Source organism: Priestia sp. P5_B4, from assembly GCF_056400385.1.
In genome coordinates, this window is the sequence record NZ_JBFULJ010000072.1 from 1 (window position 1) to 12,165 (window position 12,165).

Below are 12,165 nucleotides of genomic sequence, written 5' to 3' on the forward strand. Positions count from 1 at the left end.
AACGAAGAAATAGCCCATATTCTTGCAAGTTGCACAAGCGCAAAAAAGCTAAACAACAAAAAAGAAAAGTGATACATTCCATCGTTTAACACATACACTTCCGTAAAAAGAGCAGCAAAAAAAGCGGCATGCATGCTTACCATCCATTTGTAGTGACTTTGACCAGCTTCGTATGCTCCCTGCTTCTTCATCCAAGCTTCATTTCTTTTGGCAATAACCAATTCACATAGACGCTGTAAGATAATAAATACAAAAAAGCTATAAAAAAACAATCGCTTTACCTCCACTCTAATAGAAGCATTTCAGAACTAAATCCAGGGCCAAGAGCTGTTAATAAACCGTATTCTTTACTCGGAATTTCTTTCTTCATAAAGCGGTCTAGCACATACAAAACGGTTGCCGAAGACATGTTTCCATGGTTTTTAAGTACATCTAGGGAATCAGCAATCATATTTTCGTTTAACGACAGCGTTGATACATATGCTTCAAGCACTTTTTTCCCTCCAGGATGAGCAACAAAATGCTTCAAATCGCGACTGGTCAAATGCTGAGTTTGTAAAAATGACTCAACTTCTCCGCCTAACCACGAATCGATAATCGTGGGAATGTCTTTTGAAAAGACAACAAATAGTCCATCATTTTTAATCTCCCACCCCATTACATCTTCTGAATTGGGCATGAGCGTCGATTGTGTATGTAAAATGTTAGGATAGCTTTTTGCAAGAGCAAAAGTGGTATCAGCTTCGTCACCTGCGACTAAAGCAGCCGCTACTCCATCTGCAAATAAAGACGTACCAATTAAGTTGCTTTTTGAACGATCATTTCGCTGAAAAGTTAAACTGCAAAGCTCAATGGATAAAACAAGGACTTTGGCACGCGGAAAGGCTTTGCAATACTCATAAGCTCTTGAAAGCCCAGACGCTCCTCCAGCACACCCTAATCCCCAAATAGGAATTCTTTTTGTATGGTCTGAGAACGCAAGCTTATTCATAATTCGCGCTTCAATGCTAGGCGTAGCTAAACCGCTTGTTGAAACATAAAAAACAGCCTCAATTTCTCCACACGGCAAAGGGGTACTTACATGGTTCTTATTTGTTAAGCAGTCTTCAATTGCTTTTGTACCTAATTCAACAGCAGATTCTATAAAAGCATCATTTTTTTCTTCGAATGTATGGTCTTCTTGAAACCAAGATAAGTCTTTGGCAAAATTACGTTTCTCAATTTGACCATTTTGAAAAACGGTTAGCAGACGATTAATATCTTTAAATGATTCGGAAAAAAGTTCTTTTGCAAATAGCAGCGTGTCTTGCTGAGTTAATTCGTAAGGGGGAACTCCAAATCCAACCGAGATAATCTTTGGCATACACTTCACCTCTTTGATTGCGTTACATTTAACATTTGTAATAGCTGGGGATTTATTCAATTCTTTTTTAGTGGAATGGAGGCGAAACATAAAAAAACTTTCCTGTAACTCAGGAAAGTCTACGTTTTGAAGAAGTGTATGTTTGTTGTGCACTTTTATTATAGCGCAAATAATCTGAATGTACAGATACAATTTATGGATTGACGAAAATAAGTGCTTATTTTTTATGAAAAGAAAATGGACATATAGATTTCATCTACATATTCATTGTTGAAATAAGCTTGTTCTTTCATAACGCCTTCTTGTTCAAATCCTACCTTTTTATACAATTCGTATGCCACTTTATTCGAAGCAAACACAGTTAAAGAAAGTTTATGAAGATGATTTTCTTTGCACCAGTTTAGCGTATAATTCATAAACTGTTTTCCTATTCCCATTCCCTGTGCTTTTGAAATAAGCCATGTACGGAAGAGCCCCGTGTGGCGCTTCATTTTAATTTCGCCTCTAAGAACACGTGCAATTCCAAGCACTTCACCTTCGACTTCAGCTACAACGTACATGTGATTGTTCTTTTCTACTAATGCAATAAAATCTTGCTCTTCTTCGACTGTACGCGGCTCATCTTTTTGAATAAATTCCCCAGCCTCAATAATTTCTCTTACCGCTGTTGTAATATGCTCTGCATCGCTGGCCTGTGCAGGGCGAATAGTGACTTCACGTCCGTCTTTTGCTTTAAATTTCACTATGTTTTTCTCTGCTGTAATCATCTATATCAACTCCTATATTTTTCACTATTCAGTACTACTATTTTGGTTCTAGCTTGGGTAATTTATCAGTGGTAAAGTTCTGCTTTTTATTTCATCTAACAAGCAATCATGTGCATTTGTTGTATTACCCACGCTTTAAACAAAGCTAAACCATTTTTGAAATACTTATTCTTGCACAGACATTCTAGAAATGCAATTAATTGCGTTAAAGAACTATTATTCCAAATTTTCTTTACAAAAGTGCATAAAAAAGAGGCTGGGACACAACGAAACACATGAAAGCTACGTCCATCTCCACAACAAAAAAATACGAACTAACAACCAATAATTTTGATTATTAGTTGCTAGTTCGTATTTCATTTCGAATAAAATATTTTCGTCCCAGTCTCTACTTTTTATTAAAGTCCCATTGAGATATATTTTACTTCTAAATAATCTTCAATGCCGTAATGACTTCCTTCGCGTCCAAGACCACTTTCTTTAAAGCCGCCGAATGGAGCTTGAGCTGCAGATGGAGAGCCATCATTTACTCCTACAATGCCGTATTCTAGCTCTTCAGATACAAACGTTGCTTCTTTAATGTTTTCTGTAAATACGTAAGCGGCTAAACCATAAGAGCTATTGTTTGCTCGTTCTACGGCTTCTTCTACTGTTTTGAATGTTGCTACAGGTGCCAATGGTCCAAACGTTTCTTCAAACATGCAATTCATGTCATCAGTTACATTTGTAATAATTGTCGGCTCCATAAAGAAGCCTTTTTTAGTTGTTATAGCTTGTCCGCCAACCACAACTTTAGCTCCTTTACTTTTTGCATCCGCAATTTGTGCTTTTACTTTCTCAACCGCTTTGTCGTTAATTAACGGTCCAACTTGTGTACCTTCTTCTAATCCATTTCCTACTGTTAATTCCGCCGCTTTTGCTACAAATTTTTCAACAAAAGCATCTGCAATGGATTCTTGTACATATACGCGGTTTGTGCAGATGCACGTTTGACCTGCGTTGACAAACTTAGAAGCAATTACGCCGTTTACAGCAGCGTCTAAATCTGCATTTTCTGTTACGATAAACGGTGCGTGACCGCCTAATTCCAGCGATAATTTTTTCACAGTATCCGCAGCACCGCGCATTAAATGTTTACCAACCGCTGTTGAACCAGTAAATGTTAATTTGCGAATGCGTCCGTCTTTTTGCCATGTGTCACCAATAGCTGCTGCATCTCCAGTAACAACATTGATCACACCTTTTGGAACCCCCGCTTCTTCTGCGAGCTCTACTAAACGATATGCTGTAAATGGTGTTTCTTCAGATGGTTTTAGAACAATTGTACATCCTGCTGCAAGAGCTGGGGCCACTTTACGCGTAATCATTGCTGCAGGGAAGTTCCATGGTGTAATAGCTGCTACAACGCCGACAGGCTGTTTTTTAACCGTAATACGTTTATGCGTATGATGAGCTGGAATCGTTTCACCGTATACACGCTTTCCTTCTTCAGCAAACCAAGCAATATAATCATTACCATACTGCACTTCACCTTTTGCTTCTGCAAATGGTTTGCCTTGTTCCATTGTCATAATTTCTGCTAGTTCATCTTTATGATTTTCAATTAGTTGATGCCATCTCATTAAAATAGCACTGCGCTCTTGAGCGGTTCTTTTCGACCATGTTTTAAAAGCTGCAGCCGCTGCATCAGCGGCAAGTGCTGCCTCCTTTGCGCCTGCCTTTGGAATTTGTCCTATTACTTCTTTTGTTGCTGGATTAATCACATCAATTTTCTCTTCTGTTGTTGTCCATTCACCGTTAATATATAGTTTGTTTGGATACATCATTCATCCTCCTAGTTGTGTGAATTTCTTTGTGCTGTGTTAACTACACTATATACACTAGCATCTTCATTGATTTATGAGAACTTCCCTTCTATACTATGGGTATAACAAAAGGTTATAGGTGATAAATATGAAAACAGAATGGCTTGAGTCTTTTATTGAAACAGCCAAAACAAAAAGCTTAAGCAAAGCAAGCGAACAGCTGCATATGACGCAGCCCGCGCTCAGTAAGCAAATGAGAAAACTAGAAGAAAATTTAGGAGTAACATTATTTATTCGCTCCGCTACAGGAGTAGAATTAACCTCAGCAGGTAAAATCCTTTTACAAGAAGGTGAATCCATACTATCAAGCGTTCATGCTCTTCAAAAAAAATTAGTGTCTACGCAAGAAGTCTGTGATTTAACTATCGGAACGTGGCAAAGTATGGCTGCTTTTTACTTACCTTATCAACTGGCTTCTGCTAAAGACCACAATCGCCATATTGATATAAAAATCTCGCATCACTATTATGATTTATTGGAGCAGTTAGAAAGCAATCAAATTGACGGGGCTTTATTTGATGATCGAGAGGTTCAACATACTTATTGGTCAAAACTATTGTTCAAAGAAGACTTTTATTTATTTGTGAATGATCAGCACCCGTTAGCCGAAAAAGAAAGCGTATCATTTGAAGATTTTAAAGAAGAACCCATTGTAGTCCTCCCCCCAGGGTGCGATGTTCGGACACTAGTAGAAAAAGCGTACAAGCGTCATAACTTAAAAATTTCCATTGTCAATGAAATTGAATTTGCGCAAAGTATTATGGGGTTTATTTCAGCTAATTTAGGTATTTCAATTCTCCCTGAAATTTTTATGCGCCATTTACAAAGCTCAAACATTAAAGCGTTACCCATTACAGACTTCAAATTCAAAAGAGAAATTTCATTAGTGGCAAAAAACCCTGACGTGGGGAAAATGCTTTATACACTGTTTTTCAAAACACGGTCTTAATAGGAAAGACGAACAAATTGGATGAATGATTTACTATGGATCGCTTGTCGCCCCATGACAATGAAAAGATCCGAACGATTAATCGTTCGGATCTTTTTAACTAAAATACTTTTGTTCTAGCCTCTTTTTATTTCGATACTACTTCGTTTGTTAACTTTGTTTCTGCAACTTGCGTACGTGGTGATTTCATCATATTAAAGACAATATTTAAAAAGATTGCTGTAAAACTCCCCATTACAATACCGCTTCCAGTAAGCACTTGAAGACTCTCTGGTAAGTTTTTGAAGAGTTCAGGCACAACCGTCACCCCTAGACCCATGCCAACCGAACATGCAATCACAAGAAGATTTTCTTGTTTGGCTAAATCAACTTGACTAAGGATTTTAATACCTGAAGAAATTACCATTCCAAACATAGCTACCATTGCTCCTCCAAGTACAGAGCTCGGGATAACTGTCGTCACGGCTGCGATTTTAGGTAGAAAACCCAAAACGATTAAAATTCCACTCGCTGCAAATACAACATTCCTTGTGCGAACACCTGACAACTGTAAAAGTCCTACATTTTGAGAGTACGCTGTATAAGGAAATGCGTTAAAAAATCCGCCTAATAAAATCGCCAATCCTTCTGCACGATAGCCTTTAGACAAATCTTTTTCATCCACTTCTTTTTTACAAATATCACTAACAGCAAAATAAACGCCTGTTGACTCGACAATGCCAACAAGTAAAACAAGAAACATTGTCAGAATGGCCATAATATTAAAAGTTGGCATCCCAAAGTACAGCACATGTGGCATATGAACCCACGCTTCTTCTTTTACGCCGGAAAAATCGACTTTTCCCATAAAAGACGCTGCAATTGTTCCAACAACTAATCCTAATAACACAGAGACGGATCGCATAAACCCTTTTGTAAATCGGTACAGAACAATAATTAATAGCAAAACGCCAAAACCTAAACCTAAATTGCTCAAGCTGCCAAAATCTTTACTTCCTTCTCCTCCGGCTAAATCTTTAATCGCTACGGGAATTAACGTAATTCCAATAATCGTTACAACCGAACCTGTAACTAAAGGAGGAAAAAACTTAACCAATTTACCTAAAAAAGCAGAAAGAAGGACGATGAGTAAACCAGCCACGATAATAGAACCATATATGGAGGAAACGCCGTAAGAACCTCCAATTGAAATCATAGGTCCTACGGCAGTAAACGTACACCCTAATACAACTGGAAGACCAATTCCAAAAAAACGATTTTTCCATACTTGCAGTAACGTTGCCACACCGCACATAAATAAGTCAATCGCCACTAAATACGTAAGCTGCTGCTGAGTCAAGCCAATGGCTCCTCCAACAATAAGCGGAACAACAATCGCACCTCCGTACATAGCTAAAACATGCTGTAAACCAAGTGAAAAGACTTTTCCTTTATTCATATTAAACCTCCACTGTTGGTTTATCTTCAGCAAATGTCACTTTACCATTTGATAAAGACTGAATGCGTGCTAATGATTCTACTTTAACGCCTGATTTACGAATTTGTTTTCCTCCATCTTGGAACGCTTTTTCAATAACAATACCAATGCCGCCTACTTTAGCACCTGCTTTTTGCACGATATCCATCAAGCCGAATGCAGCTTGGCCGTTTGCTAAAAAGTCATCAATAATTAAAATCACGTCATCTTCTCGAATAAATTTATCAGCAACTGAAATTTCATTTTCTTCTTTTTTTGTAAATGAATATACTTTTGATGTAATGAGTCCGTCTTGAAGTGTTAAAGATTTTCTTTTTCTAGCAAACACCATCTCAACGTTTAGCTTCAATGCGGTCATAATCGCTGGAGCAATTCCTGATGATTCAATCGTTAAAATCTTCGTAATTCCTGCATTTTCAAAACGCGAAGCAAATTCTTCTCCAATTTCTTTCATTAATACAGGATCCATTTGGTGGTTTAAAAATGTGTCTACTTTTAAAACCGTGTCCGATAATACGATACCATCTGTTAAAATTTTGTTTTGCAAAGCTTTCATAGTTCGTTCCTCCAACGTTTGTATTAAAAAAGCTCAAAAACATAGCTGCACTCGTATATGAGTAGAGCAATGTCTTTGAGCTGTTACGCACAAAAGTGAAAAACAAACTTCATCGCTCACCCATAGTCAAACTATTTACGGTAGTTTGGTAGATACTTACGAGCCTTATTCTCGTCATTATATGAGTGCGTTATTGAGTTAATTGTATTATATCAGCAAATCTTTTATTTGAAAATATCTAAAACAGATATTTTCGAACATTTACTTGCGATACAAAACACAATATTCGGTTATAGCGCTTTTTATACGTGATAAATTTCTCCATATTTCTTTTCTAGATACTGAATTAAATAATCTACATTTAAGCCTTCTCCCGTTACATCGTTTAAAATTTCAAGAGGCTTTTTCATTTTTCCGTACTGATGAATATGTTCTGTTAGCCAATTTGTAATCGGCGAAATTTCTCCTTTTTCGAGAAGTTCATCATAATTAGGCAAGTCTTTTAACATGGTATGCTTAAACTGCGCTGCGTACATATAGCCAAGAGCGTAGGAAGGGAAATACCCAAAGCTTCCTCCAGCCCAGTGTACGTCCTGAAGCACGCCTTCTCCATCGTGACTTGGACGAACTCCTAAATATTCTTCGTATTTCTCATTCCAAATTTCCGGTAAATCTGCAACTTTATATTCTCCGTTTATTAATCCTTTTTCAATCTCATAGCGAATCATAATATGAAGAGGATACGTTAACTCATCTGCTTCAATACGAATAAGCGACGGTTTCGCCTCATTTACTCCTCGGTAAAAATCTTCTAAAACTACATCGTCAAATTGTCCCGGCGCATGCTTTTTTAGTACGTCGTAATGATGCTGCCAAAATGCTTTATTTTTTCCGACAAACTGCTCAAAAAACAGCGACTGTGATTCATGAATTCCCATTGAAGTACCTTCACATAGAACCGTACCGACAAGATTCTTTGAAATATTCTGTTCATATAAAGCATGGCCGCATTCGTGAATTGTTCCAAAAATAGCCGTTCGAAAATCGTTTTCGGCATATTTAGTCGTGATGCGCACATCTCCCGGGTTTAGGCCAGTAGCAAAAGGATGGACTGTTTCATCAAGTCGCCCCGCTTCAAAATCATAGCCAAGCGTTTTTAACACGTCTAGACTAAATTGCTTTTGCGCTTCTTTTGGGAAAGTACGGAATAAAAATTCCGTATTTGGCTTTGTATTCGACCCGGCGATTCGCTGAACAAGAGGCACAATATGCTCCCGTAGCTTTCCAAATACCTCGTCTAAGATTTCAACCGTCATCCCCGGTTCAAAAAGGTCCAATAAACGGTTATATTTGTTTCCTTCATAACCCCAATACTCCACAAACTTCTGATTGAACGCTACAATTTTTTCGAGGTACGGTTGAAATAAAGCAAAATCTGCTTTTTCTTTTGCGTCTTCCCAAACCGACTCCGCTTTTGAAGTTAACGTAACGTATTCTTTATATTCATGCGGAGGAATCTTTTTATTTAAGTCATATTCTTTTTTACATTCTTCCACTGCTTTTTTCGTAATATCGTTTATGTAAGGCTGTGACTCAGGGTTCGTTAATTTCTCAATAAAACCTGCCATTTCATCAGAAACAGAAAGATTGAACGCTTCTGATGACATCATGCCAATAACTTCAGAACGCTGATCCGCCCCTTTTTTTGGAGCACCCGTCCTCAAATCCCAGTACATCACTCCGATTGCCTCGTGATAACTTTTGATTTTATTCATGTATTCATAAAACTGTTTCTCAATTTTCTGTATGTCTTCTCTCATTGTTTTTCCTCCTTACTTTCCTTATTTCACCATAAATTATTTTATCATAATAGTAACGGCGTGTATATAACTGAATATTCAATCTATTATGCATATAAAAAAGCGCGGCTACAACCGCGCTTTTTTATATGTTTTCTATTTTCGTTGGGACATTTTGTTCAATGATTGAACGCACTTTTGAATCTGTGCTTTTTGGCATAAAGATCGTGATTAGACCCTTATCGTTATGAGAGCGAATCAGTCTTCCAACTCCTTGCTTTAAGCGAAGAAGCATATAAGGCATATCTGCATCCCAGAATGGATCGACTACTTGATTGCGCTTTGCTTCAAAGACCGGATCATTTGGTGGATACGGCAGAGACCAAATAATTACATTAGATAGCGAAGGTCCAGGAATATCCAATCCTTCCCACAAATGAACAGCGCATAAAATTGTTTCTTCTTCCCTTTGGAACTGAGATACTAATTTACTGATTTCTTGATCGCCTTCAAATAAAAATGTGTACTGATTTAACTCCTTGGAAACTTCTTTGAACATCTCTAGTTCTTCTTTGCTGTTAAACAGTAAAAGTGCCCGTCCGTTCGTTTTTTCGAGCTGTGCAACAGCACAGGCGAATTTTTCAGCAAACGCTTCTTCTTGATCATCCGAAACATTTTTTACCGCAATTTTCATTTGCTCATCATAATCAAATGGCGATTCAACAGAAAAAGAAAGCGGCTTTGCAATTCCTAAGCTATATGCTAAATAATCGAACGATTGGTTATCTGAAAGAGTGGCAGAAGTGAAAATATATGGTATTTTCTTCGCAAATACTCGTTCTTTTAAGACGTCTTTTACTGCTTGCGGCATAATAACCAACGTCAGCTGCCAGTTATTTTCTTCTACCCAGTAGATGGCATTTTCGTTGTCCATAAATAAGCGCAGCGAATAATCAATTTGATCCAGGTACTCATCTACAATTCGCAGCGTATATTCGTCTACTGTATAGGTCTCACTCTCAAACACAAGCTCGTTTCCGATATGCTCAAGCAGCGATAAAAGTTCTTTTCCTACACTTTGTAATCCGTTTGTACGGGCTACTTCTTTACGGCTAGAACCAACGATTTCTGTACTTGCTTCACTTAAACGGTCAAAGAACATTGCATATACATCGATAGCATGCTCGATCTTCACAGCAAATTCTTCTCGCACKTCATTTTCTAATAGACGGGTTAACAAGTTTTCTAACGTATCTTCTTGAATGCGATATGTTAAAGCCTTTTGTGCAGCAAATTCCAGCAGGTGACCTTCATCAAATACAACACAGCTGCTTTCAGGAAGAAGGGGAAGCTGTCCTTCACGCTTGCGGGCTTCATATGTCCAAATGTGCTCCATGTAAAAATCGTGAGAGCAAATAATTAAGTCATGTGCTTTTCTATAGTGCTCACGTGAAAGCGTTAAGCCGCATCTATGACGCTGCTCACAGGAAGAGCAGTCTTGAAACGTATCCCAGTTAATTTGATTCCATTCCTCATCCGTTAAATGAGGATATTCTTTACGGTCTCCGTAGTGATAGAACGACTGCATACCGCTATGATCATGAACAAAATCAGGAAGCGTATCGTAAATTTCTTCAATGTTTTCATTATCTGTTCGTGCTGTCACAGCATCTAATTTCTTTAAACACAGATACTGATCTTGAGATTTTGCTAGGCGAACATCCATGTTAATATCTAAAATACCAGAGAGCTTTGCAATGTCTCCTTCGGCTTTTACTAACTGTTCAATTAATGTTTCATCCGCACAGGCAATAATAGCTGGCTTGCCAATATACCTTGCATAACAAATAGCGTACAGTAAATACACAATAGTTTTCCCTGTTCCTACACCTGCTTCTGCAAAGATTACATTTTTCTCTTTAAAAGCTCGTTCGATTTGAAAAGCCATAAAAATTTGTTCATCTCGAAGTTCTAACCCAGCGTCTGGAAGATGATCATAAAAAACATCACCTATCCATTCATTTAATTTGTCAAAAAAGTTTTCATCCCGCTCAATTGTAAAAGGCAACCGCTCTCTCATCATCGATACTGACTCCTTTATTTATGTAAATATCTATCAATAAAAATTAGCTTCACTTCTTTTTATCTAGTAAATTTCTCATGTAAGCAAAACTTAATTATTGACTACTTTATCTAAAATGTCAATAAAAAGAGCTGAACATAAAAAAGGTTCTGCCTGTAAGGACAGAACCTTTTTGTATAAAAGCTGAGTGTATAGAACGCAAACGGAATAAGTGCTATTAAAAATTAATTACAGCGGAATTTTGAGTCCGTGGACTGAGACAATAAAAAGGCCGCTTCATACTCGGCTTTTGCTTGTTCCAGCTGAGTAAGCGTCTCTCCGCTTACTTCTATTCCCTGCTGCATTAAATGATAGCTGTTTTCCAACGCTTGACGAATCATAGTGAACTCCGTGTTTCTATCCATTTATAAACATCCTCTCTCTGTAGTGCTTACTATAAAAGTGAATACTATCATTCTATACACCAGCTGTTTATTTTATTCTCAAAACCAGCATCTCTAGCTTAATAAGTGGCTTCTTTCATTTAAGAAAATAATCGAACTTATTAAAATATTTTAATTCTCACTTGACATATAGGAATAATATATTTTAAGATTACTTACAGATTCAATCACTCAAAACTATATAATACAGGCTTACCGGTCAACCGATAGCCTCTAATTGCCAGATACACGTATCATCCGTCTGTGCAATTAGAGGCTTTTATTTTTTAAAAAGCCTGCTGAAAGGAGAAAAAATGGCAGAACTGCAGTTACAGCATGTGTATAAAAAATACGGAAAAGATAGTCTTGCAGTTGATAATTTCAATCTTCATATTCAAGACAAAGAATTTATTGTATTTGTAGGACCTTCAGGGTGCGGCAAATCCACTACCCTTCGAATGATCGCTGGCCTTGAATCGATAACAGAAGGAGAATTGCTTATTAATGGAGATCGTGCAAACGATTTACCTTCTAAGGACCGAGATATTGCAATGGTGTTTCAAAACTACGCGCTTTACCCTCATTTAACAGTTTACGACAACATGGCATTTGGCTTGCAGCTCCGCAAAGTCCCAAAACAAGAAATTGATGAGCGCGTTCGTGAAGCAGCTCGTATTTTGGACTTAGAACCCTATTTAAAACGCAAGCCAAAAGCGTTATCAGGAGGGCAGCGTCAGCGGGTGGCTTTAGGAAGAGCCATTGTACGGAATGCCCAAATTTTTTTAATGGATGAGCCTTTATCTAACCTTGATGCGAAGCTTCGCGTACAAATGCGAGCTGAAATTAGTAAGCTTCATCAGAAGCTGCAGACGACCATTATTTAT

General features: G+C 37.7%; 10 protein-coding genes, 1 pseudogene and 1 riboswitch. Of the genes and pseudogenes, 2 read left to right on the forward strand and 9 right to left on the reverse strand.

What is annotated here, in order from left to right; translation table 11 throughout:
• From AC1DRF_RS09575 to AC1DRF_RS09590, 4 genes and pseudogenes are all read right to left on the reverse strand, one after another.
• Positions 1–272 (reverse strand): annotated as a pseudogene (locus AC1DRF_RS09575) (isoprenylcysteine carboxyl methyltransferase family protein); the annotation flags it as partial.
• A gap of 5 nt (positions 273–277) precedes the next feature.
• Positions 278–1,363, reverse strand: a complete 1,086-nt coding sequence (locus tag AC1DRF_RS09580) for a type III polyketide synthase (RefSeq protein WP_043979421.1) — start codon at positions 1,361–1,363, stop codon at positions 278–280.
• 224 nt (positions 1,364–1,587) lie between these two features.
• Entirely contained in the window at positions 1,588–2,130 is a 543-nt protein-coding gene (locus AC1DRF_RS09585; protein WP_230184563.1) for a GNAT family N-acetyltransferase, read from the reverse strand.
• A gap of 398 nt (positions 2,131–2,528) precedes the next feature.
• Positions 2,529–3,953 carry an NAD-dependent succinate-semialdehyde dehydrogenase gene (locus AC1DRF_RS09590; RefSeq protein ID WP_427075438.1) on the reverse strand — a complete coding sequence of 475 codons (1,425 nt, stop codon included), beginning with the start codon at positions 3,951–3,953 and terminating at the stop codon, positions 2,529–2,531.
• 130 nt (positions 3,954–4,083) lie between these two features.
• On the opposite strand from AC1DRF_RS09590, the gene AC1DRF_RS09595 reads away from it, so the two are divergent.
• The gene (locus AC1DRF_RS09595; protein ID WP_097823959.1) at positions 4,084–4,944 is read left to right on the forward strand and encodes a LysR family transcriptional regulator; all 861 of its coding nucleotides are present in this window, start codon (positions 4,084–4,086) and stop codon (positions 4,942–4,944) included.
• 127 nt (positions 4,945–5,071) lie between these two features.
• Here the strand turns inward: AC1DRF_RS09595 and AC1DRF_RS09600 are convergent, their stop codons facing one another.
• The 5 genes from AC1DRF_RS09600 to AC1DRF_RS09620 form a co-directional block, all read right to left on the reverse strand.
• On the reverse strand, positions 5,072–6,382 hold the full coding sequence (locus AC1DRF_RS09600) for a nucleobase:cation symporter-2 family protein (protein ID WP_013082372.1): 1,311 nt from the start codon (positions 6,380–6,382) through the stop codon (positions 5,072–5,074).
• A 1-nt stretch (position 6,383) separates the two neighbouring features.
• Complete coding sequence (locus tag AC1DRF_RS09605) at positions 6,384–6,977, reverse strand: xanthine phosphoribosyltransferase (protein ID WP_028414042.1); 594 nt, start codon at positions 6,975–6,977, stop codon at positions 6,384–6,386.
• A gap of 103 nt (positions 6,978–7,080) precedes the next feature.
• Positions 7,081–7,182, reverse strand: a riboswitch (purine riboswitch).
• A gap of 97 nt (positions 7,183–7,279) precedes the next feature.
• A complete protein-coding gene (locus tag AC1DRF_RS09610) occupies positions 7,280–8,797 on the reverse strand; it encodes a carboxypeptidase M32 (protein WP_097823960.1) in 1,518 nt (505 codons plus the stop codon).
• A gap of 124 nt (positions 8,798–8,921) precedes the next feature.
• Entirely contained in the window at positions 8,922–10,859 is a 1,938-nt protein-coding gene (locus AC1DRF_RS09615) for an ATP-dependent DNA helicase (RefSeq protein WP_477740654.1), read from the reverse strand.
• 224 nt (positions 10,860–11,083) lie between these two features.
• On the reverse strand, positions 11,084–11,263 hold the full coding sequence (locus tag AC1DRF_RS09620) for a hypothetical protein (RefSeq protein WP_016763491.1): 180 nt from the start codon (positions 11,261–11,263) through the stop codon (positions 11,084–11,086).
• Positions 11,264–11,595: 332 nt separating this feature from the next.
• Between AC1DRF_RS09620 and AC1DRF_RS09625 the strand changes: the two genes are divergently transcribed.
• A partial coding sequence (locus AC1DRF_RS09625; RefSeq protein ID WP_477740655.1) for an ABC transporter ATP-binding protein occupies positions 11,596–12,165 on the forward strand: 570 nt, incomplete at its 3' end.